Raw genomic sequence first — 20,830 nt, forward strand, 5'->3', positions numbered from 1 at the left:
TCAGGCGTCCCTTCCATAGGCGTGGGTGAGGATCTGTTCGTCCGTGGCCGTCGCGGCGTCGACCTCGCCCGACACCCGGCCCTCGTGCATCACGAGGATCCGGTCGGACAGGCCGATCAGCTCCGGCAGTTCGCTGCTGACCGCGACGACGGCCATGCCGTCGGCGGCGAGCTCGCGGATGAGGCGGTAGATCTCCGCCTTCGTGCCGACGTCGATGCCGCGCGTGGGCTCGTCCATCAGCAGCACCTTCGGGCCGCGCGCGAGGATCTTCGCGAGCACGACCTTCTGCTGGTTGCCGCCCGAGAGCTGGCCGACGTCCTGCCGATGCCCGGCGGCCTTGATCCGCAGGTTCGCGATGGCCTCCTTCGCCAGCGCGGTGATCCGGCGTCCGGAGACGACACCGACGCTGCTGACGCGGCCGAGGTTCGCGATCGCGACGTTCTCGGTGATCGGGGCGGACAGGATCACGCCCTGGCTGCGGCGCTCCTCCGGGACGAGCGCGATGCCCGCCTCGAGAGCTCGGCCCACACCGCCGGACACCTCCCTGCCGGAGACGGCGATGGTGCCGGACGTGTGCTTCTGCGCCCCGGCGAGAAGCCGCAGCAGCTCGCTGCGACCGGATCCGGCGAGCCCGCCGATGCCGAGCACCTCGCCCGCCCGCAGGTCGAACGACACGTCGGTCACGCGCCGTCCCGTGAGCCGCGAGACGGTGAGCACGACGTCCTCTCCCGCGGTGTCGCGGTCGGGATAGAGCTCGCTCTGCTCGCGTCCGACCATGGTCGAGATGACGTCGTCGATGGACGAGTCGGCGACGTCCTTCGTGACGATCGTCTGGCCGTTGCGCATCACGGTGAGGCGGTCGCACAGCTCGAAGACCTCCTCCAGGCGATGCGACACGTAGACGATCGCGACGCCCTCGTCCCGCAGACCCCGCAGCACCGCGAACAGGTCGCCGATCTCCGTGTCCGTCAGGGAGGCGGTCGGCTCGTCCAGGATCAGCACGCGCGCGTCCATCGCGAGGGCGCGGGCGATGGAGACCATCGTCTGCTTCACGGGGGAGAGGTCGCCCGCCAGAGCGCGGAGCGGGATCCGCTGGTTGAGGCGGTCGAGCAGGGCCTGCGCCCGCTGGCGCATCGCGCGGCCTCGCACCACGCCGAGCGTCGACGGGGCGCCCTCCGTGAGGGTGATGTTCTCGGCGACGCTGATGGTCGGCACGATCGACAGCTCCTGGTACAGCGCCACGATGCCGGAACGATTCGCCGCCCGGACGCTCGAGAAGTCGGCGGGCTGTCCGGCGAACCGCACGGTGCCCTCGTCGTGCGAGTACAGCCCCGTGATGATCTTGATCAGGGTCGACTTGCCGGCGCCGTTCTCGCCGAGTAGCGCGTGGATCTCGCCCGGCCGCACCGACAGGTCCACGCCGCGCAGAGCGGCGACGCCGTCGAACGACTTGCTGATGCCCGTGACCTCCAGCGCCGGCGGAGCCGCCACCGCGACGCCCGGCTGCACGGCGGTCGCGGCGCTCACGCCGCGTCCTCGATCCGGTTGCAGCGGATGATCACCTTGGGATGCCGGCCGCTCACGTGCGCTTCGAAGGCCGCCGCGGCGTCGTCGAGATCGAATACGGCGGCCGTCAGCTCGCCGAGCTCGAGGTGGGGCAGCAGCTGCAGCGCGCGGGGGAATGCGTACGGCGACACGAAGACGCCCGTGATCGTGAGCTCCCGCAGATACAGGTAGTCGGACAGGTGCAGCGGCATCTCGAAGTCGTCGGGGTACATGGCGCCGTAGATCACCGTGGCGCCCTTGGCGGCGATGTCGAGCAGCCCGCGCACCGCGCGGGGCGAGCCGGACGCGTCGATCACGATGTCGTATCCGAGGCCCTGCGTGATCTCGTCCGCGCGTGCCGCCTGGTTCTCCGTCACGGGGTCGATCGTGAACTCCGCGCCGTGGCGCAGTGCCATCTCCCGGCGCTCGGCGATCGGCTCGATCAGCGTGAGCGAGGTCGCGCCGTACCGCCTCATGACCTGGAGGGCGAGCTGGCCGATGGGCCCGCCGCCGCAGACGGCGACCCGGTCGCCGACGCGGATGCGCGTCTTGTCGGCGATGCGGACCGCGACGCTCGTCGGCTCGAGCAGGCACCCCTCGAGAAGCGACACCGATTCGGGAAGGCGATGCACCTGCGACTCGTGCCACGTGACCGTCTCGGCCATGCCGGGCCGGTTGTAGTCCTGGATGTGCGCGCAGAACTGCTGACGCCCGTCGACGCAGGCGCGGCACGTGCCGCAGAACTTCAGGAAGTTGCCCGACACCCGGTCGCCGACCCGCAGCCCGTTGCGGGTCGCGCGCTCGCCGAGGGCCTCGATCACGCCGGAGATCTCGTGGCCGAGCCCGATGGGCACGTCGGTGCCGAAGAATCCTTCGGCGAGGTGGGGGTCGGATCCGCAGATCGCGGCGTAGGCGACGCGGATCCGGACGTCCTCGGGGCCGAGCTCGGGCTCGGGGAGGTCGACGACCCCGATGCGGCCCCGCGTGTCCTCGTCGGGGTCGCGCAGGCTGCCGATCTTCGTGACGGCGACGGTCTTCATCGCTGCCTCCCTCAGACCGCGGCCGGCTCGTCGGCGGCCGCACGCGTGGCCGGCCCCGCGGCGCGGCGCAGGGCCGCGACCGTGGCCGACAGGCCGTAGCCGTGCTTGTCGCGCAGCTGCTCGTCCTCGCCGAAGCCGGCGTACACCTGCGGGATGCCGAGACGCTCGAACGACTCCAGGCGGATGCCGCGATCGGCCACGACGTCGGCCACGCGCGTCGCGAGCCCGCCGTAGGAGAGGTGGTCCTCCAGGACGACGAAGCGGCCGGCGGTCTCCGCCGCGCAGCGCTCGATGAGATCGGCGTCGATCGGCTTGAGCGTGAACATGTCGACGACGCGCACCGAGACGCCGTCCTGCGCGAGCTGCTCGGCGGCATCCAGCGCCTGCGCGACGGTCGTGCCGTGCGTGAACAGTGTGACGTCGGAACCGTCGCGCGCGACGATGCCCTTGCCGATCCGGATCTCGTGCTGGCCGTCCTCGTACAGCACCTTGTCCTTCTTGCCGACGGCCAGCCGGATGTAGATGGGCCCGGTCATGTCCATCGACTGCCGGATGATCTCGCCCACCATGACGGGGTCGCCGATCGAGGTGACGGTCATGTTCGTCAGCGAGCACATCAGCGACAGGTCCTCGACCGCGTAGTGCGTCGAGCCGCCGTTGCCCACGAGGCCGCCGTGCGTGCCGATGATCTTGACGGGGAGGTTGGGATAGCACACGTCCGTGCGCACCTGCTCGAGCGCGCGCATCGACAGGAACGGGAGCATGCCGGACACGACGGGGATGTTGCCGTCGTACGCCAAGCCCGCCGCGATGCCGACGCACGCCTGCTCCGCGAGTCCGACGTCGACGAAGCGGTCGGGGTACTTGTCCCGGAACTCGACGAGCGTCGCCCCGATGTCGGGCGTGAGCACCCAGAGGTTCTCGTGCGTCTCGCCGAGCTCGGCGAGGGTGGATCCGATCACGGATCGCGCGGAGAGCATCTCTCCGAAAGTGAAGGTGACGGGCATCAGCGGGCCTCCTCGTGCGTGTCTGCGGGGGCGATGTCCGCGGCGGTCGTGCCGCGGCTCGCGTCGAGCGCCGCGAGGGCGCGGGTGAGGTCTTCGGCCCCGAGGGAGCCGGCGTGCCACGCGAGGTTGCGCTCCATGAAGTCGACGCCCTTGCCCTTGACGGTCTCGCAGACGACAACGGTCGGGACGTCGCTGTCGGGGTCGGGCAGGCGGTCGATCGCATCGACGAGCTGAGCCATGTCGTGGCCGTCGACCTCGATCACGTTCCAGCCGAACGCCCGCCACTTGTCGGGGTAGGGCTCGAACATCACGCGCTCCTCCGCGAAGCTCGTCATGAGCTGACGGTTGCGGTCGACGAACGCGACGAGATTGCCGAGCTTCTGGCTGCGTCCGGCCATCACGGCCTCCCACACCGAGCCCTCGCCCGTCTCGCCGTCGCCCAGCAGCGTCACCACGCGGTGCTTCTCGCCGCGGTGACGCGCGCTGAGCGCCATCCCGACCGCGAGCGGCAGGCCGTGTCCGAGCGATCCGGTCGACGCCTCGACACCCGGCAGCTGCACCTTGCACGGGTGCATCCCGTAGGCGCTGTCGAGCTGGCCGTAGGTGTCGACGATCTCGTCGTACGCGAAGAACCCGCGCATCGCCATCGCGATGTACATGCACACGGCGGCGTGCCCCTTGCTCAGCACGAACCGGTCGCGCGCCGGGTTGGCGATGTCGTCCGGATCGACCCGCAGGCCGTGGTGGAACAGCACGGTCAGAATGTCGGCGACCGAGAGGTCGCCGCCGATGTGCACCGCCCCCTCGTAGGTGCCGCAGAGCTCGAGCAGCTTCCGCCGCAGCTCGTACGCGAGATCCGTCAACTCTCCGACGCTGTGCCGCTCTCCGATGTCGAGCGTCGCTCCCGTCATGTCACGCCTCCTCTGCCCGGAGTCGACCGACCTTCACGCGGAAGTCATCGTCGACCCTCGTACGTCCCCGGAGCCCTCGTCGGCTTCGGTGAGAGAGAAGCTAGCAGGATCCTGTTTAGGTGTAAACAGGAATGTCCATAAACTTGTTGACGCGCGCCCGGGGTTCCGGTTCGCGTGCCGGACCGTCTGCGAGACTGTCCGCACGATCACGGTGGGAGCCGTGCGGAGGGGAGCGACATGAGCCGGGTCGTGGAGAGCGAACAGGCGGCGGACGCCGCGCTACGGCGCCATGCCGCCCCTGCCGGAGCGATCACCGAGCCGCTGGATGACGTCCTCGAGCCCGAAGGGTTCACCCCGCGGCTGCTCGCGCTGCTGTCCAACGCCCTCGTGTGGCGCGAGTCGCACGAGCTGCGTCGCCGGTTCGGCCTCGGGACGAACGACTGGCGCGTCATCTCGGCCATCGCGACGCGGCCCGGCTCGTCCGCCACGGAGGTGTCCGACTTCCTGGACGTGAACAAGGCCGTCGTGTCGAAGAGCGTGAACACGCTGCTCGAGCGCGGGCTGCTGCTCCTGTCGGACGGGCCGCGCGGCTCCCGCCCGATGTACCTCAGCGAGGACGGCGCCGAGATGCACCACCTCATGCGGCCGATCTCGCTGCGCGGTCAGGAGATCATTTTGGAGGGCGTCCCGCAGGCGGAGATCGACCGCTTCAACGCCACCCTGCGCGAGATGCTGACGCGCATCCGCGCCGACGCGGGCTGACCCGCGCGGGTCCGGGGCGTCTCAGCGCGAGGGCTTGACGACCATCGCGGAGCCGCCGCCGCGCCGCACGGGTTCCGCCACGGCGATCACGCTGCCGTCCCTGCGGAACTCGATGGCCGTCGCGGCGCCGATCTCGGCGGCGGACGTGAACGCGTCGCCCGACGGCGTGAGCCGATGGCCGTAGGGCGTCAGCCGGTCGCCGTATCGCGCGATGAACTCGGGCTCGGCCGTGACCGCCGCGGTGTTGCGCTGCGAGGCCCGGGGAGCGGCGATCGCCTGCGGCAGGCTCATCCGGAGATCCACCCGGTTCACGATCATCTGCAGCACGGTGGTGATGATCGTGGAGCCGCCCGGCGAGCCGAGCGCGAGGAACGGCTCGCCGTCCTTCAGCACGATGGTCGGCGACATCGACGAGCGTGGCCGCTTGTTCGGCTCGATGCGGTTCGGGTCGTCGGGGTCGTAGACGGTCGAGAAGTCGGTCAGCTCGTTGTTGAGGAGGAAGCCGCGGCCGGGCACCGTGATGCCCGAACCGCCCGTCTGCTCGATCGTCAGGGTGTACTCGACGACGTTGCCCCACCGGTCCGCGACGGTCAGATTGGTGGTCGAGACGTTCTCGGTGTCCTTCTCGTCCGCCAGGGGCAGGGACTCGGCCGGGCACACGCCGTCGTACGAGAGCGTGTCGCCGGGCGCGACGGGCTTGACGGCCGCGCGGTCCGGATCGATCTGACACGCGCGCTCGGCGCCGAACACCGGATCGGTGAGCGTCTCCATCGGCACGTCGACGAACGCGGGGTCGCCCACGTACGCGCCGCGATCCGCGAAGGCCAGCGCGCTGGCCTCGAGGTAATGGTGCAGCGTGTCGGCGGTCGACGCCCGGCGCAGATCGAAGGTGTCCAGGATGTTCAAGGCCTCGCCCACCGTCGTGCCGCCGCTGCTCGACGGCGCCATGCCGTAGACCTCCAGACCGCGGTACTCCACGCGCGTGGGTGCCTGGTCCAGGGCGCGGTAGCGGGCGAGGTCGCGCGTCGTCAGGTAGCCCGCCGGCACCGGCAGCGTCGTGTCGCGGGTCACCGGCGGGTGCTGCACCGTGCGGGCGATCTCGGTCGCGAGCGGGCCGGTGTAGAACGCCCTCGTGCCGTGTTCGGCGAGCAGCCGGTACGTGTCGGCGAGGTCGTGGTTGCGGAACACGCTGCCCACGGCAGGCGCGTCGCCGCGCGGCAGGAACAGGCGGCGCGTGGAGGTGAACGCCTCGAAGCGGAGCTTGTTGTCGAGGGTCTGCTGGCGGAACGTCTCGTCGACCACGAAGCCGCGCGTCGCGACCTTGATCGCGGGCCGCAGCGCCTCGCCGAGGCTCAGGGTGCCCCACTTCCGCAGGGCGCGCTCCCACGTGGCGGGCGTGCCGGGCACGCCGACGGAGACGCCGCTCGTCACGAGCTCGGGCGTGAAGCGATACGGCTGGCCCGTGGCCGGGTCGATGAACGCGTCGTGCGGCATGGCCGCCGGCGCGGTCTCGCGGCCGTCGATGGTGCTCACCCGCCCGCTGCGCGCGTCGTAGTACAGGAAGTACCCGCCGCCGCCGATGCCGGCGCTGTACGGCTCGGTGACCCCGAGGGTCGCCGCGGCCGCGACGGCCGCGTCGACCGCGTTGCCGCCCTTGCGCAGCACGCCGATCGCGGCGGCGGAGGCATCCGGGTCCACCGTGCTCACGGCACCGCCGTAGCCCGTGGCGGTGGGGGTCTTGACGGGCTGTCGCGGGTCGGCGACCGCCGGGCTCGCCGCGGCACCACCCGTCACGAGAAGGGCCAGGGCCACCGTGATGGCGGCCGATCGACGTCCGAGTTGAGGCATGATTCCTCCCGGTTGTGGAGGCTGCGGTCGGTGACGGCCACGGCGCGAGATGGATGTCAGCATATTGACTGCACGCCGCGCTGCCCAGGGGGCGGCCGCATGCGCGGAATCCCACAGCGCTCCGCCCGAGGCCGAACTTGTGAACAGGATCTTCGACGATCCGGTCCGCGCTCTTGCAGAATGGATCCAGCCCGAAACGCGGGCGCGCATCCGCAAGGGGGTTCATCGTGTCGACGACGACCGAGGCGACCATCGATGTGGGGCAGCCGGACCTCACCGCACGCATCCGCGACGCGATCCTGCGCGGTGACTTCGCGCCGCATCAGCGGCTGATCGAGGCGGATCTCAGCGACCGCTTCGGGGCGAGCCGCGCCTCCGTCCGCAACGCGCTCATGAATCTGGCGGGCGAGGGGCTCGTGGAGCGCCTGCCGAACCGCGGCGCGCGCGTGCGGGCGATCAGCGTCGACGAGGCGATCGAGATCGTCGAGGTGCGCATCGGGCTCGAGGAGCTGTGCGCGCGCAAGGCCGCCGAGAACCTCACGGACGAGGATGCCGCGGACCTCACCGAGCTGCGCGAGAAGATCGCCGCGGCCGCGACCGGGGGCGATCTCGTCGGCTACGCGTCGCTGAACCAGGAGATGGATCGGCGCATCCGCGAGCTGAGTGGGCACGCGACCGCGGTGCAGCTGCTGGAAAGGCTGCTCGCGCAGTCCGCGCGCCACCAGTTCCGCCTCGCGTACCACCCCGGCCGCATCAACACCTCGGCCCCCGAGCACATCGCGATCATCGACGCCGTCCTCGCGCGCGACCCGGACGCCGCGGCGCACGCCACGCGCGTGCACCTGGAGGGGATCGTCGCCCTCTTCTCCGACATGCGCTGATCCGGGTCCCCCGCCGGGACCGCCCGTGCCGCCTGCACAACGCAGGAGCGGATGCCCGCCGCGCGGGCGATGGGGCCGGTGCGGCGGCGTGTCGGCCTCCTGGGTCCTGCGTCGTGCAGGAACGACGTGGTCCGACACCGGTGGTCCGACGCCGACGGAGACGACGAAGGGGCCCGGGCCGAAGCCCGGGCCCCCTCGTGGTTCAGATCACTCGAACGACTCGGCGTTCTCGTAGCCCTGGCCGTTGTAGCGCTGCACGACGACCGCCGAGACGGCGGGCTGTCCGTCCTGCGTGGTGTCGATCGACGTGCCCTCGAGCATGAGCGGCGCGGTGAAGCCCGTGATGCCGCCGAGCGCCTCCATGAAGCTCTCGCGCGTGGGCTCCTCCATGGCGCCGAACGCCTCCTCCAGCGTCGCGCCGACCATGTAGCTCCACATGCAGTGCGGGAAGTCGGGCGTCGTCGTGTAGTCGCCCGCGTGCTCCTCGAGCGCGGCGAGGAACGTCGTGACGTCCTCGTCCTCCGCGAACGCCGGGCTCTGGGGCGCCTTCGAGAACGACACCGAGTAGAAGCCGTCGTCGGCGTTCGCGCCGGCCGGGCCGAGGATGGCGCCGGGGCTCGACGTGTTGGACGGCAGGAACCAGCTCGGCGCCCACGACAGCTCGCGCGCCTTCTCGATCGTGGCGATCGTCAGCGGGGTGATCGACATCGCGTTGAAGAACACATCCGCGCCGCTCGCCGCGAGCTCGGTGAGCTGGGCGTCGACCGAGGTGTCCGTGGCCTCGTAGGTGAGCTCCTTCACGATCTCGATGTTGTCCGCGCCCTCGATCGCCGACTTGAAGCCCTCGACGTAGCCGTCGCCGTAGTCGTCGTTCTGGGACAGGATCGCCACTTTGTGGTCCTCGGTCGACGACGCCAGCAGCTCGCCGAACGCGGCGCCCTCGTTCTGGTAGATCGGCACGAAGCCGAGCTGCCACGGGCTCTCGGCGCGGTCGCTGAAGATCGGGTCGCCGGTCATCACGAGCACCTGCGGCACCTCCTCCTCGATCGCCGCCTCGCGGTACGCGCGGTTGGTGGGGGTGCCGAGGCCCGACGTGAACGCGAAGACGTTCGCCTGGTTCTGCTGGAAGTTCGACAGCGCCTTCTGCGGGTCGTACGCGTCGTCGTACGCCTCGATCGTGACCTCGCGGGTGTTGCCGTCGCCGAACTCGATCGGGCCCGCCTCGCCGAAGTACGCCACGAGGCCCGCGACCGTGCAGTTGCCGGGACCGGCAGTGCCGCCGGACAGCGGCGTCGTGACGCCGAGCGTGATGCTGTCGTCCGTGATGCCGGGGCTCGCCGCGGCCTCGCCGCCGCCCTCGGGGTCCGCTCCGGCGTCGGCGCCGCGCGAACAGCCCGCGAGCGTGAGCGCGAGGATCGATCCGACGGCGACGATGCCGGCGGTCTTGCTGCGCATGTTCATGCTGACCTTCTCTCTGGTGATCACTGCTGGGTGGGGGACTGCGTGCCGCGCTTGCGCGCGAGGCGACGGACGACGCGGGGGAGGCTCGCGATGCCGCCCGGCAGGACGAACAGCACGATGAGCAGGATGGCTCCCTGGATCAGGGAGGTCAGGGTCGCGTCGATCTCGTTCGTCACGTTCGGCACGAGCACGTAGTACGCGCCGCCGATCAGCGATCCGATGATCGATCCGGCGCCGCCGATGACCATCGACGCGAGCAGGCTGATCGAGTGGTGGAAGGCGAGCGTCTCGGGCGAGGTGTACTGCACGACCACCATGTACAGGAAGCCGCTCACGCCGCCGATCATCGCGGCGATCGTGAACGCCATCACCTTGTACCGGTACGGCGAGATGCCCATGGACGACGCGACGGCCTCGTTCTCCTTCACGATCGCCAGCGCCCGGCCGAACTTGCCGCGCACGAGGTTCGTCACCAGCACGAACACGACGGCCGCGATCGCGAGCACGATGTAGTACTGCCAGATGTCGTCGAGATCGCTGCCGAACCAGTCGGGCGCGGACGTGAACCGGGCCGAGGTGCCCTGCGAGCCGCCGGTCCAGTCGGCCAGGCGCTTGGCGAGCGGGACGCCGATGATCGGCAGCGCGATCGTGACCATCGCGATCGCGAGACCGCCGAGCCGCGCGGCCGCGAGGGCCACGACATAGCCGGCGACGCCGGGGATCAGCACCGCGAGCACGAACACCAGCGCGACGTTCCAGCCCTCGTTCACGCCGTACGCCGTGACGTACGCACCGAGGCCGAGGAAGAAGATCTGACCGAGCGAGACCTGTCCGGTATATCCCATGATCACGTTCAGGCCGAGCACCGCGACGGCGAAGACGCCGATGCGGGCCAGGGCCTGGTTCGTCGCGGGATCGAGGTTCCACGGTGCCAGGACGAGCACGAGCGCGACGAGGACGGCGAGGCCGATGCGCACCCAGCGGGTGTTCCAGAGCGCTGGGCGCTTCACAGACGTGTCCCTCCCCATCAGACGCGCACCACGGTCTTGCGCCCGAACAGGCCCTGCGGTCGCACGAGCAGCACGATGAACAGCAGGATGAACGGCACGGCGATCTTCAGGTCGTGTCCGATGAACGGCACGTACACCGCGGCGAGGTTCTCCAGCACGCCGATCAGCCACGCCGCGACGACGACGCCGATCGGGCTGGTCGCGCCGCCGAGGATCACGGCGGCCAGCGCGTACACGAGCGCGCCGTCGAGCATGCCGGGCGTGAGCGACAGGCGGGGGGCGACGAGAGCGCCGGCGACCGCGCCGAGGGCGGCGGCGAGGCCCCAGCCGACCATCAGCAGGCGCCCGACCGGCAGGCCGGAGAAGGACGACGAGCGCGGATTGTCGGCGACCGCCCGCAGCGCGAGCCCGACCTTGGTCTTCTGGAACAGCACCTGCAGCAGCACCATGATGGCGGCGATCACGACGAACGTGCCGAGCGATCGCCAGCTGATGGCGGCGCCCAGCAGCGTGAACGAGTCGCCGGGGAAGAGCGAGGGGAACTGCAGGTTGTTGTAGGACCAGATCCAGCCGCAGATTCCGGTGATCAGCGTGAGCAGACCCACCGTCACGACGACGGCGGTGTCGGGGTCGCCGCCCTCGAAGCGCCGCATCAGCAGGCGCTCGATCGCCGCGCCCAGCGCGAACGAGATCGCCACCGCGATCAGGATGGCGAGGATCAACGGCATGCCCATTCCGAGGAAGGCATACGCCAGGTAGGCGGAGAGCACGGCCATGCCGCCCTGCGCGAAGTTGATCATGCCCGTCGACTGGTTGACGATCACGATCGCGAGCGCGAGGGCCGCGTAGATCGAGCCCATGGCGAGGCCGTCGACGACAAGCTGGATGAAGGTGCCCACGTCAGCCTCCCAGGTACGCGCGTCGGATCTCGTCCCTGCCCCTCAGCTCGGCCGACGTGCCCGTGAGCACGCTGCGGCCGGTCTCGAGCACCGTGGCGGTGTCGACGATGCTGAAGGCGAGGTTGGCGTTCTGCTCGACGACGAGCATCGCGATGCCCGATTCGAGCCGGAGGCGGCGGATCGCCTCGTAGACGTTCTTCGCGGTACTGGGGGCGAGGCCCAGCGACGGCTCGTCGAGGATGAGCAGTCGCGGCTTGGCCATGAACGCCCGCCCCACGGCGAGCATCTGCTGCTCGCCGCCCGAGAGCGCGGACGCGTTCGAGGAGATCCGCTCCCGGAGGTTCGGGAAGAGCTCGAGCAGGTAGTCGACGTCGGTCGCGAGCCCTCGGCGGTCCTTGCGCAGATATGCGCCGACCATCAGGTTCTCGCGCACCGTCAGGTTCGGCAGGGTCCCGCGGCCCTCCGGCACATGGGCGATGCCGCGCGCCGCGACCTGATCGGGCCGCAGACCCCGGATGTCCTCGCCGTCGAAGACGATCCGGCCGGTCGTGCGCACCACGCCGCTGATCGCGCGCAGCGTCGTCGTCTTCCCGGCGCCGTTCGCGCCGAGGATGCCCACCGCGCCGCCCTCGGGAACGCTCAGCGAGACGCCCTCCAGCACCTGCACGGGTCCGTAGGACGCGGTGACGTCGACGAGCTCAAGCAGCGTCATCCGCGGCCTCTTTCCCGATGTAGGCCTCGATCACGCGCGGATCGGACTGCGCCTGCGCGGCGGTGCCCTCCATCAGCTTGCGGCCGTGGTCGAGCACGACGACGCGGTCGGTGAGGGCCGAGATGAGGCCCATATGGTGCTCGACGATCACGACCGTCACATCGGCGTGAACGCGCAGGTCGCGCACGGTCGCGATGAAGCGCTCGACCTCGCCGTGCGACAGGCCGGCGGCGGGCTCGTCGAGCAGCAGGAGCCGCGGCCGCATCAGCAGCGCGCGGCAGAGCTCGACGCCCTTGTGCAGCCCGTGGGACAGCTCGTCGGCCGCGAGGTGCGCGGCCCACCCCAGGTCGTGCGACTCGAGGAGCGCGAGGGCCTCGGCGCGCAGCTCGCGTTCGCGGCGGCCCGTCGGGGGCACGCGGAGCGACCACGCGAGGGGGCCGCCGGGCAGCCGGGTGTGCGCGCCCAGCACCACGTTCTCGAGCACGGTGGCGTGCAGCTGCAGCGCGGGATGCTGGAACGTCCTGGCCAGTCCGTGCCCGGCGAGCCGCGAGGGACGGGAGCCGCTGACCTCGGCGTCGTCGATCCTGATCGAGCCGGAGGTCGGGCGGTAGTGACCGCTGATGCAGTTGAACAGCGAGGTCTTGCCGGCGCCGTTGGGACCGACGAGACCGAGGATCTCGCCGGGCTCCACCGTGAAGCCGACATCGTGCAGGACGGTGACCCCGCCGAAGCGGAGGCCCAGGTCCTGCAGGGTGAGTCGTGCGGCCATCGCCTCGGTCTTCCGTGCGTCTTTGCGGGAGGTGTCAGCGGCGCTCCCGCGGATCGATGTCCTCCGCGTCGGGTCGGAGCGCCGCTGCTCGTACCGCACAGGCTAGGGAGGCGGGGGACGAAGTGTCAACAATCGTGGCGCAAATCCGCGTCACACCGTTATCGTGACCGCCATGATCCGGATCGCGGTGATGGGACTCGGCGAGGCAGGCAGCCTCTACGCGCGCGGCCTCGCGGCCGTCGGTGCGGAGGTCACGGGGTTCGACCCGCACGTCGATGTCACGGCGAGCGGGATCGCGCAGCGGCCGCGCCTGGAGGACTGCCTCGACGGCGCCGAGCTCGTCCTGAGCCTCGTGGGGGCCCGCGCCTCGATCGAGGCCGCGCGGGACGCCGTCGCAAGAATGCGGCCCGGCACGCTGCTCGCCGACCTCAACACGTCGGCCCCGGAGACGAAGCTCGAGGTCGCCCGGATCGCGCGCGAGAGCGGCGTGAGGATCGCGGACGTCGCGGTCCTCGCGCCGGTGCCGCGCGCCGGTCACCGCACGCCGCTGCTCGCGAGCGGCGATGCGGCGCGGGATTTCGCCGACCGGATGCGCCCCCTCGGCGTGCCCGTCGAGATCGTGTCCGGCGGGATCGGCGATGCGGCGAGGCGCAAGCTGCTGCGCGCCGTCTACATGAAGGGCGTGGCCGCGGTGGTGATCGAAGCGCTGGAGGCGGCGCGTCCGCACGGCGCCGAGGAGTGGCTCCGCGCGCAGATCGCGGATGAGCTCGGGCCCGATGGCCGGCAGATCCTGGAGCGGATGCTGGCGGGCACCTACCGGCATGCGGAGCGACGGGAGCACGAGATGCGCGACGCCGTCGCGCTGCTCGAGCTCTCGGGCAGTCCCGCCGACATGACCCGCGCCACGCGTGCGTCGCTGCAGCGCATCCTCGAGGGGTGAGGGGAGCCCTCTCGCGCGGCCCCGAGCGCCTGCTCGAGGCCGCGCGAGGCCGGGCTCAGAGCGTGCCCGTGGAGCGCCAGCCGCCCTGGTACGTCTCGCGCGCCACGGTGGCGTACGGCACGGGGCTGACGATCGCGCGCACCTCGATCTGCCGATGCGGTTCGACGGTGGTCTTCCCGGAGCCGCCGTCGGGCTCGCCCCACACGACGCGCACCTCGGCGCCCTCTGGCACGTCGCGGTCGACGGTCGCGAGGGACAGGCCGCGCTTCTCGTTCGCCGTGACGCCGGTGAACAGCGACAGGCCGATGTTCGTGCCGTCCGCGTCGATGACGGCGTCGAAGTTGCTCGATCCGTAGTTCGCGTTCGGCAGGTCGAAGAACTGGTAGCCCTCGCTGTCGCGGTCGATCACGGAGGTGAGGATCTTCGCCAGGTCCTCGTCGTTCCAGGCGAGCGTGACCTTGCGGCGCTGCTGCTCGGGGTCGAGCTTCTCGAGCGCGTCGCGGCCGATGAAGTCGTGGTCGAACTTCACGAACGAGCCGTAGCCCAGCTCCCACGGGTTCAGGTAGTAGTCCTCGATGTCGTCGGACACGAAGGATCCGGCGATCGCGTTGATCGCCTCGTAGCTCGTGGTCGGCAGCCACTCGCGGTAGGCGCGCTCGGCCTCGCTGGAGTAGATCGCCGGAAGGGGCGAGGGGATCCAGCCGGACTCGAGCGTGTTCGACGAGTACGCGCGGGATCCGCAGGGCTCGATGCCGAACTCCGCTCCGGCCTCGAGGATCGCGTCGCGCACGAGCCCGTGGTCCTCGTACGGGCCCCACAGTTCGAGACCGGGGGCGCCGGCCATACCGTGACGCAGCGTCCGCACGCGGCGCCCCGCGATCTCCAGGTGGCCCATGTGGAAGAACCTCACCTTGTCGAGCACGCCGCCGTTCAGCTTCTCGATGATGTCCCACGCCCGGGGTCCCTGGATCTGGAACCGGTAGTACTCGCGGTGCACCGCCTGTCCGTAGGGGCGCGACGGCGAGCGGTCGTCGTAGCGGAACTCGACGTCGTACCCGCCGGTCTCGGCGTGGAACTGCAGCCAGTTCGCGCCGGGCGCGCGGCCGACGTAGACGTAGTCGCGCTCGGCCTCGTGGAAGAGGATGCCGTCGCCGATCACCCCGCCGTTCGACGCCGTCGGCACGAACTGCTTGGCGGTGTCGACGGGGAAGTTCGCGAAGCTGTTGACGCCGGTGTCGCTCAGCAGAGGGAGCGCACCGGGGCCCGACAGGAAGAAGTTCACCATGTGGTGGGTCTGGTCGTAGAGCACCGCGGTCTCGCGCCATGCCTTCTGCTCGCGCCGCCAGTTGCTGAACTCGCTCGGCACGACGGGGTAGATGTAGGTGCCCAGCCGCGAGTTGCGCAGCATCTCGACCGTGTCGCCGCGCTCGTCGAGCAGCTCCTGCAGATTGTTCGCCATGAGGATCCTTCGATTCGGACTGCGTTGTCGGTCGCAGGATGACACGGATTGGCGACGATTTTCTACTACGTTCCCGTCACCAGGATTGTCGACAATCCTTGACCCCCGCCCCGTCGGGCTGATTCACTGGGTGCTGCATCACCCCGAGAGCGAACGGATCCGCCATGCCCGAGACAACGCCGTCCCTGCTTGTCGTCAGCGCGCACGCGGGCGACTTCGTGTGGCGGGCGGGAGGCGCGATCGCCGCCGCGACGCTGCGCGGCGAGAGGGCGATGGTCGTGTGCCTGTCGTACGGCGAGCGCGGCGAGTCGGCGAGCCAGTGGCTCGCGGGCAAGCCGCTCGAGGAGATCAAGGCGATCCGGCGTGCGGAGGCGGAGGCGGCGGCCGATGCGCTGGGCGCCGACATCGAGTTCCTGGACCTGGGCGACTACCCACTGGTCGAGAGCCCCGAGGCCGTCCAGCGGCTCGTCGACGTCATGCGTCGCGTGCAGCCCACCGTGGTGCTGACGCATCCCCTGTCCGACCCGTACAACGGTGACCATCCCGCCGCGGCGCGCATGGCGCTGCAGGCGCGCGTGCTCGCGCAGGCGATCGGGGTCGCGAACGCCGACGGCTCGTACCCGTCGAAGGACGACATCATCGGCGCCCCGCCCGTGTTCTTCTTCGAGCCGCATCAGCCCGAGCAGTCCGACTTCAAGCCCGACGTGCTGCTGGACATCACCGAGGCGTTCGGGCGCAAGAGGGCCGCGATGGAGTGCCTTCCCGCCCAGAAGCACATGTGGGAGTACTACACGGCGCTCGCCGTGCGGCGCGGCGTGCAGGTCAAGCGCAACGCGGGCCCCAACCTCGGGCTGCCGCACGACACCATGGGCGAGGCCTACATGCGGTACTACCCGCAGGTGACGTCGGTGCTGGAATGACCGCCGAGCGAGCGAGGAGAGCCGGATGAGCGGGCTCGGCGTCGTCGTCACCGACATCGCGCGCGCCGACGCGGCGACCGTCGACGGCCTCGCCGTGCACGGCGTCGCGACGGTGCACGAGGCGATGGGCCGGGTGGGTCTCGCGGGTCCGTCGATCCGGCCGATCCAGCAGGGGGCGCGTGTCGCGGGGACCGCGGTCACGGTGCTCAGCTGGCCGGGGGACAACCTCATGATCCACGCCGCGATCGAGCAGTGCCGGGCGGGTGACGTCCTCGTCGTCGCCACCACCTCGCCCACGACGGACGGCGCGTTCGGCGACCTGTTCGCCACCGCCCTGAAGGCGCGCGGCGTGCGCGGGCTCGTGACCGCGACGGGTGTGCGCGACACGCAGGACCTGCGCGACCTGGGCTTCCCGGCCTGGTCGAACGGCGTGCACGCACAGGGCACGGTGAAGGCGACCGCGGGATCCGTCAACGTCCCGGTCGTGGTGGACGGCATGCTCGTGCACCCCGGCGACGTCGTGATCGCCGACGACGACGGGGTCGTGTGCGTGCCGCGGCGCGCGGCCGAGGGGGCGCTCGCCGCGGCCGACGCGCGCGTGGCGAAGGAGGAGGCGGATCGCGCCGCGTACGGCAGCGGTGCCGAGCTCAGCCTCGACCGCAAGGGGCTGCGCGCGCTGCTGTCCGACCTCGGGGTGCGATACGTGAGCCAGGCCGAGCATGGCGGCTGACGGCGTCCGCTGCATGCTCATGCGGGGCGGCACGTCCAAGGGCGCCTACTTCCTGGCATCGGATCTGCCGTCCGACCCGGCCGCGCGCGACGACCTGCTGCTGCGCGTGATGGGCACGCCCGACCCGCGGCAGATCGACGGACTGGGCGGGGCGCATCCGCTGACATCCAAGGTCGCGATCGTGTCGCCCTCGGCGGATCCGGACACGGACGTCGACTATCTCTTCCTGCAGCTCGGCGTCGACGAGGCGCTCGTCACCGACCGGCAGAACTGCGGCAACATCCTCGCCGGGGTCGGACCGTTCGCGGTCGAGCGCGGGCTCGTCGCACCCGCGCAGGATCGCACGAGCGTGCGGATCCGGATGGTGAACACCGGCAGCATCGCGACCGCGACCTTCGCCACCTCCGTCTCGGACGTGAACGGCGGCGTCGTCGACTACGACGGCGCGCTCGCGATCGACGGCGTGCCCGGCACGGCGGGCGCGATCTCCCTGGACTTCGAGGGGACCGCGGGGTCGTCCACCGGTGCGCTGTTCCCGACGGGAGCCGTGGCCGACGACGTCGAGGGCATCCGCGTGACGTGCGTGGACAACGGCATGCCGACCGTCCTGATCCGGGCCGCCGACCTCGATCTGTCGGGCGACGAGGATCCCGAGACGCTCGAGGCGGACACCGCGCTGAGGGAGCGCCTCGAGCGCGTCCGCTTCGCCGCGGCCGAGCGCATGGGGCTGGGGGATGTGAGCGAGGCCACGGTGCCGAAGCTGGTGCTGCTGAGCGCGCCGCGGCACGGCGGCGCGCTCGCGACGCGCAGCTTCCTGCCGCACCGGGTGCACACCTCGATCGGGGTGCTCGGCGCGCTCACCGTGGCGGCGGGCGCGCTCGCCGAGGGATCGGTGGGGCGCGAGCTCGCCGCGATCCCCGACGCGGGTCGGCCGTTCGTCATCGAGCATCCGACGGGGCACTTCGACGTCGACGTCGCCGTGTCGCGATCCGGCGACGCCTGGACCGTCGAGCGCTCGGCCGCGCTGCGCACCGCCCGCAAGATCTTCGAGGGCACGGTGTTCCCGCGCCCTCGTCTGTGATTCCCGCCGTCAGAGAGGACAGCCCATGACCGACTCCACCGCCTTCGACGTCGCCCATCTGGCGAACGTCGAGCTGTTCACGCCGGAGTTCGAGCGGAGCCTGTGGTTCTTCCGCGACCTGCTCGCGATGCGCGTCGTCGCCGAGCGGGGCGACTCGGTGTACCTGCGCACGTGGGACGACTACGAGCTCTACACGATCAAGCTCACGCCCCGGGAGCAGGCCGGCGTCGGGCGGACGTCGTTCCGCGCCGCGAGCCAGGAGGCGCTCGAGCGCCGCGTCGCCGCCATCGAGGACATGGACCTCGGCGACGGCTGGGTCGACGGCGAGGTGGGCACCGGCCCCACCTTCCTGTTCCACGACCCCGACGGGCACGAGATGGGCCTCTATTACGAGACCGAGCGCTACGTCGCGACCGACGACCGCCCCGCGCTCAAGAACCAGGCCTCGGCGTTCCCCGGCCGCGGCGTGAACGCGCGGCGCATCGACCACATCAACTACCTCGCGAAGGACGTCGAGGCGAACGGCGAGTTCCTGGCGAAGGCGCTCGGCATGCGGGAGAGCGAGCGCATCCGCAACGACGACGGCCGGTTCGCCGCGTGGTGGTTCCACTTCTCGCTGAAGTCGTACGACGTCGTCTACTCCGACGACTGGACGAAGCACGGCAACCGCCTGCACCACATCGCGTTCGCGCCCGACACGCGCGAGGACATCCTGAAGGCCGCCGACATCTTCCTCGAGAACGGCATCCACATCGAGTCGGGCCCCCACAAGCACGCCATCAACCAGACGTTCTTCCTGTACGTCTGGGAGCCCGGCGGCAACCGCATCGAGTTCGCCAACGCCGGCGCCCGCCTGCTGCTGGACCCGGATCAGCCCGTCGTCGAGTGGTCGCAGGAGGAGCGCAAGAAGGGCCAGGCGTGGGGCATGAAGACCATCGAGACCTTCCACACGCACGGCACGCCGCTCGTCTAGGAGGCGTGCCGGGCTCGGTCCCTGCCGGCGCTACCAGATGACCGCGAGGCCCGCGTTCAGGAGGATGAGCGCGCCGATCAGCCAGAACGTCCAGGCCGGCATCGGCGTGCCCTTCTTGGCGCGCGAGCGGCTGGCGCCCGTGAGGCCGCCGATGATCACCAGCACGACGAGCTTGATGCCGATCTTGGTGTAATTCAGCTCGCCGTCGCCGAGACCCCACGGCGCGGACAGCGCCAGACCCGCGAGCAGCGAGATGCCGAGGCCGTAGTCCATGGTCCGGCTCGCCACGTCCCGCTTCGCGAAGGCCTCGACGGCCCACGAGCCGAACAGGATGGCGAAGCCGACGAGGTGGATGAGGACGACGACGTCGCGCAGGGTTTCCATGGCTTCACGGTACCTGGGCGGTGAGCGGGGGCAGTACGTTCGGCACATGAGTGTGCGCGAGACGGATGTCGTGGTGATCGGGCGGGGCCGGTCGGCGAGAACGTCGCCGACCGGGCGGTGCGGGGCGGCCTCGAGGCGGTGATCGTCGAGGCCGAGCTCGTCGGGGGCGAGTGCTCGTACTGGGCCTGCATGCCCTCGAAGGCGCTGCTGCGGCCCGGTGCCGCGCTGCGCGCCGCGCAGGCGGTCGCCGGCGTGACGGGCGGCTCGCTCGAGCCCGCGGAGGTCCTCGCGCGCCGGGACGGGTTCGCGGCGAACTGGGACGACGCGGGCCAGGTGCGCTGGCTCGAATCCGCCGGGATCCCGCTCGTGCGCGGCCGCGGTCGCATCGCGGGGGACAAGCGCGTGATCGTCGAGAGCGAGGACGGCGAGACCGAGCTGATCGCGCGGCACGCCGTCGTGATCGCGACCGGCAGCGAGGCGCGCGTCCCCGACATCCCGGGCCTGCGCGACGCACGGCCGTGGACGAGTCGCGAGGCCACCTCGGCGCAGGAGATCCCCGGCCGGCTGGCCGTGCTGGGCGGCGGAGTCGTCGCAGTGGAGGTCGCGACGATGTTCGCCGACCTCGGCAGCGCCGTCACGCTGCTCTCACGCAGCCCGCTGCTGCGCTCTCTCGAGCCGTTCGCGGGCGAGGCCGTCCGCGACGCCCTGCGCGCCCGCGGCGTGACCGTGCGCGAGGACGCGAGCCCCCGCGAGGTGAGGCGGCAGGACGACGGATCGGTGCGGATCCTGCTCGACGACGGCGAGCTCGCGGCGGACGAGGTGGTCGTCGCCATGGGACGCTCGCTGCGGCTGCACGACATCGGCGTGGACGAGCTGCTGGACGAGCGGGGCATGCTGGACGTCGACGACACCCTGCGGGTGCGCGGCTCCGACTGGCTCTACGCCGTGGGAGACGCCGCCGGCCGCGTGCTGCTGACCCATCAGGGCAAGTACGAGGGGCGCGCCGCGGGAGACGTGATCGCGGCCCGCGCGAAGGGCGAGCCCGTCGACGACGCGCCATGGGGGCGCCATGTGGCCACGGCGGATCACGCGGCCGTGCCGCAGGTGGTCTTCACGGATCCCGAGGTGGCCTCCGCGGGGCTCACCGCCGCCGAGGCCGAGAAGCGCGGGCTGCGCGTGCGCGTGGTCGACTACGACCTCTCCGGCGTCGCGGGGGCCGGGTTGATCGCCGAGGACTTCGCCGGCCGGGCTCGCGCGATCGTGGACGAGGACCGCGGCGTGCTCGTGGGGCTCACGCTCACGGGTCCCGGCGTGGGGGAGCAGATCCACGCCGCCACGATCGCGATCGCCGGCGAGGTGCCGCTGCGGCGCCTGTGGCACGCCGTGCCGTCGTATCCGACGCTCAGCGAGTTCTGGCTGCGCCTGCTCGAGGCCTACGGGCTCTAGAAACGCGGATGGGCCCTTCCGCGAGACGCGGGAGGGCCCATCCGGACGGCGG

At 71.0% G+C, this 20,830-nt stretch carries 19 protein-coding genes and 1 pseudogene; 8 read left to right on the top strand and 12 right to left on the bottom strand.

The window, feature by feature from the left end; genetic code table 11:
- From BJP60_RS03580 to BJP60_RS03595, 4 genes are read right to left on the bottom strand one after another with little or no spacing between them, the layout of a single operon-like run.
- Nucleotides 1–1,527 carry a sugar ABC transporter ATP-binding protein gene (locus tag BJP60_RS03580; protein ID WP_238439538.1) on the bottom strand — a complete coding sequence of 509 codons (1,527 nt, stop codon included), beginning with the start codon at nucleotides 1,525–1,527 and terminating at the stop codon, nucleotides 1–3.
- The gene (locus BJP60_RS03585) at nucleotides 1,524–2,585 is read right to left on the bottom strand and encodes a zinc-dependent alcohol dehydrogenase (RefSeq protein WP_203137625.1); all 1,062 of its coding nucleotides are present in this window, start codon (nucleotides 2,583–2,585) and stop codon (nucleotides 1,524–1,526) included. The genes BJP60_RS03580 and BJP60_RS03585 overlap by 4 nt, the downstream gene beginning before the upstream one ends.
- An 11-nt stretch (nucleotides 2,586–2,596) precedes the next feature.
- Nucleotides 2,597–3,592, bottom strand: coding sequence for a transketolase family protein (locus BJP60_RS03590; RefSeq protein WP_203137626.1), 996 nt, complete (start codon nucleotides 3,590–3,592; stop codon nucleotides 2,597–2,599).
- Nucleotides 3,592–4,503, bottom strand: coding sequence for a transketolase (locus BJP60_RS03595; protein WP_203137627.1), 912 nt, complete (start codon nucleotides 4,501–4,503; stop codon nucleotides 3,592–3,594). Before BJP60_RS03595 ends, BJP60_RS03590 begins: the two co-directional genes overlap by 1 nt.
- A gap of 237 nt (nucleotides 4,504–4,740) precedes the next feature.
- Here BJP60_RS03595 and BJP60_RS03600 point away from each other — a divergent pair, with 237 nt between their 5' ends.
- Nucleotides 4,741–5,265 carry a MarR family winged helix-turn-helix transcriptional regulator gene (locus BJP60_RS03600; RefSeq protein ID WP_203137628.1) on the top strand — a complete coding sequence of 175 codons (525 nt, stop codon included), beginning with the start codon at nucleotides 4,741–4,743 and terminating at the stop codon, nucleotides 5,263–5,265.
- A gap of 21 nt (nucleotides 5,266–5,286) precedes the next feature.
- Here BJP60_RS03600 and ggt read toward each other — a convergent pair whose 3' ends face one another.
- Nucleotides 5,287–7,113 (bottom strand): gamma-glutamyltransferase, encoded by a 1,827-nt coding sequence (gene ggt / locus BJP60_RS03605; RefSeq protein WP_203137630.1) that lies wholly within the window; start codon nucleotides 7,111–7,113, stop codon nucleotides 5,287–5,289.
- 227 nt (nucleotides 7,114–7,340) lie between these two features.
- Between ggt and BJP60_RS03610 the strand changes: the two genes are divergently transcribed.
- Entirely contained in the window at nucleotides 7,341–7,994 is a 654-nt protein-coding gene (locus tag BJP60_RS03610) for a GntR family transcriptional regulator (protein WP_238439539.1), read from the top strand.
- Nucleotides 7,995–8,201: 207 nt separating this feature from the next.
- Here the strand turns inward: BJP60_RS03610 and BJP60_RS03615 are convergent, their stop codons facing one another.
- Genes BJP60_RS03615 through BJP60_RS03635 form a run of 5 tightly spaced genes read right to left on the bottom strand, consistent with a single transcriptional unit; the run spans nucleotide 8,202 to nucleotide 12,845 of the window.
- Nucleotides 8,202–9,455: an ABC transporter substrate-binding protein gene (locus tag BJP60_RS03615; RefSeq protein ID WP_238439540.1), complete on the bottom strand. Its 1,254-nt coding sequence runs from the start codon at nucleotides 9,453–9,455 to the stop codon at nucleotides 8,202–8,204.
- Between the two features lie 20 nt (nucleotides 9,456–9,475).
- Entirely contained in the window at nucleotides 9,476–10,465 is a 990-nt protein-coding gene (locus tag BJP60_RS03620; RefSeq protein WP_238439541.1) for a branched-chain amino acid ABC transporter permease, read from the bottom strand.
- A gap of 17 nt (nucleotides 10,466–10,482) precedes the next feature.
- Nucleotides 10,483–11,364: a branched-chain amino acid ABC transporter permease gene (locus tag BJP60_RS03625; RefSeq protein WP_203137633.1), complete on the bottom strand. Its 882-nt coding sequence runs from the start codon at nucleotides 11,362–11,364 to the stop codon at nucleotides 10,483–10,485.
- 1 nt (nucleotide 11,365) lies between these two features.
- Nucleotides 11,366–12,076: an ABC transporter ATP-binding protein gene (locus BJP60_RS03630; protein WP_203137635.1), complete on the bottom strand. Its 711-nt coding sequence runs from the start codon at nucleotides 12,074–12,076 to the stop codon at nucleotides 11,366–11,368.
- Nucleotides 12,063–12,845, bottom strand: a complete 783-nt coding sequence (locus tag BJP60_RS03635; RefSeq protein ID WP_203137637.1) for an ABC transporter ATP-binding protein — start codon at nucleotides 12,843–12,845, stop codon at nucleotides 12,063–12,065. Before BJP60_RS03635 ends, BJP60_RS03630 begins: the two co-directional genes overlap by 14 nt.
- 172 nt (nucleotides 12,846–13,017) lie before the next feature.
- Here BJP60_RS03635 and BJP60_RS03640 point away from each other — a divergent pair, with 172 nt between their 5' ends.
- Complete coding sequence (locus BJP60_RS03640) at nucleotides 13,018–13,785, top strand: DUF1932 domain-containing protein (RefSeq protein WP_203137639.1); 768 nt, start codon at nucleotides 13,018–13,020, stop codon at nucleotides 13,783–13,785.
- 55 nt (nucleotides 13,786–13,840) lie between these two features.
- Here the strand turns inward: BJP60_RS03640 and ligM are convergent, their stop codons facing one another.
- Nucleotides 13,841–15,244 carry a vanillate/3-O-methylgallate O-demethylase gene (gene ligM, locus BJP60_RS03645; protein ID WP_203137640.1) on the bottom strand — a complete coding sequence of 468 codons (1,404 nt, stop codon included), beginning with the start codon at nucleotides 15,242–15,244 and terminating at the stop codon, nucleotides 13,841–13,843.
- Nucleotides 15,245–15,408: 164 nt separating this feature from the next.
- Here ligM and BJP60_RS03650 point away from each other — a divergent pair, with 164 nt between their 5' ends.
- From BJP60_RS03650 to BJP60_RS03665, 4 genes are read left to right on the top strand one after another with little or no spacing between them, the layout of a single operon-like run.
- Nucleotides 15,409–16,164 (top strand): PIG-L deacetylase family protein, encoded by a 756-nt coding sequence (locus BJP60_RS03650; protein ID WP_203137641.1) that lies wholly within the window; start codon nucleotides 15,409–15,411, stop codon nucleotides 16,162–16,164.
- 25 nt (nucleotides 16,165–16,189) lie between these two features.
- A complete protein-coding gene (locus tag BJP60_RS03655; RefSeq protein ID WP_203137642.1) occupies nucleotides 16,190–16,894 on the top strand; it encodes a 4-carboxy-4-hydroxy-2-oxoadipate aldolase/oxaloacetate decarboxylase in 705 nt (234 codons plus the stop codon).
- Nucleotides 16,884–17,975, top strand: a complete 1,092-nt coding sequence (locus BJP60_RS03660) for a 4-oxalomesaconate tautomerase (protein WP_203137643.1) — start codon at nucleotides 16,884–16,886, stop codon at nucleotides 17,973–17,975. The genes BJP60_RS03655 and BJP60_RS03660 overlap by 11 nt, the downstream gene beginning before the upstream one ends.
- Before the next feature lie 25 nt (nucleotides 17,976–18,000).
- On the top strand, nucleotides 18,001–18,948 hold the full coding sequence (locus tag BJP60_RS03665) for a VOC family protein (RefSeq protein WP_203137644.1): 948 nt from the start codon (nucleotides 18,001–18,003) through the stop codon (nucleotides 18,946–18,948).
- Nucleotides 18,949–18,978: 30 nt separating this feature from the next.
- Here the strand turns inward: BJP60_RS03665 and BJP60_RS03670 are convergent, their stop codons facing one another.
- Nucleotides 18,979–19,332, bottom strand: a complete 354-nt coding sequence (locus BJP60_RS03670) for a Fe-S protein (protein ID WP_203137645.1) — start codon at nucleotides 19,330–19,332, stop codon at nucleotides 18,979–18,981.
- A 46-nt stretch (nucleotides 19,333–19,378) separates the two neighbouring features.
- On the opposite strand from BJP60_RS03670, the pseudogene BJP60_RS03675 reads away from it, so the two are divergent.
- Nucleotides 19,379–20,778: pseudogene (locus BJP60_RS03675) on the top strand (dihydrolipoyl dehydrogenase family protein).
- Nucleotides 20,779–20,830: the final 52 nt, after the last annotated feature.

The organism is Microbacterium sp. JZ31 (assembly GCF_016805985.1).
Lineage (GTDB): Bacteria > Actinomycetota > Actinomycetes > Actinomycetales > Microbacteriaceae > Microbacterium.

Bases quoted from the DNA above. Each gene is read 5' to 3' on its own strand.
- BJP60_RS03585 (WP_203137625.1), bottom strand. From the start codon at position 2,585: ATGAAGACCGTCGCCGTCACGAAGATCGGCAGCCTGCGCGACCCCGAC.
- BJP60_RS03590 (WP_203137626.1), bottom strand. From the start codon at position 3,592: ATGCCCGTCACCTTCACTTTCGGAGAGATGCTCTCCGCGCGATCCGTG.
- BJP60_RS03595 (WP_203137627.1), bottom strand. From the start codon at position 4,503: ATGACGGGAGCGACGCTCGACATCGGAGAGCGGCACAGCGTCGGAGAG.
- BJP60_RS03600 (WP_203137628.1), top strand. From the start codon at position 4,741: ATGAGCCGGGTCGTGGAGAGCGAACAGGCGGCGGACGCCGCGCTACGG.
- ggt (WP_203137630.1), bottom strand. From the start codon at position 7,113: ATGCCTCAACTCGGACGTCGATCGGCCGCCATCACGGTGGCCCTGGCC.
- BJP60_RS03615 (WP_238439540.1), bottom strand. From the start codon at position 9,455: ATGAACATGCGCAGCAAGACCGCCGGCATCGTCGCCGTCGGATCGATC.
- BJP60_RS03630 (WP_203137635.1), bottom strand. From the start codon at position 12,076: ATGACGCTGCTTGAGCTCGTCGACGTCACCGCGTCCTACGGACCCGTG.
- BJP60_RS03635 (WP_203137637.1), bottom strand. From the start codon at position 12,845: ATGGCCGCACGACTCACCCTGCAGGACCTGGGCCTCCGCTTCGGCGGG.
- BJP60_RS03640 (WP_203137639.1), top strand. From the start codon at position 13,018: ATGATCCGGATCGCGGTGATGGGACTCGGCGAGGCAGGCAGCCTCTAC.
- ligM (WP_203137640.1), bottom strand. From the start codon at position 15,244: ATGGCGAACAATCTGCAGGAGCTGCTCGACGAGCGCGGCGACACGGTC.
- BJP60_RS03650 (WP_203137641.1), top strand. From the start codon at position 15,409: ATGCCCGAGACAACGCCGTCCCTGCTTGTCGTCAGCGCGCACGCGGGC.
- BJP60_RS03655 (WP_203137642.1), top strand. From the start codon at position 16,190: ATGAGCGGGCTCGGCGTCGTCGTCACCGACATCGCGCGCGCCGACGCG.
- BJP60_RS03660 (WP_203137643.1), top strand. From the start codon at position 16,884: ATGGCGGCTGACGGCGTCCGCTGCATGCTCATGCGGGGCGGCACGTCC.
- BJP60_RS03665 (WP_203137644.1), top strand. From the start codon at position 18,001: ATGACCGACTCCACCGCCTTCGACGTCGCCCATCTGGCGAACGTCGAG.
- BJP60_RS03670 (WP_203137645.1), bottom strand. From the start codon at position 19,332: ATGGAAACCCTGCGCGACGTCGTCGTCCTCATCCACCTCGTCGGCTTC.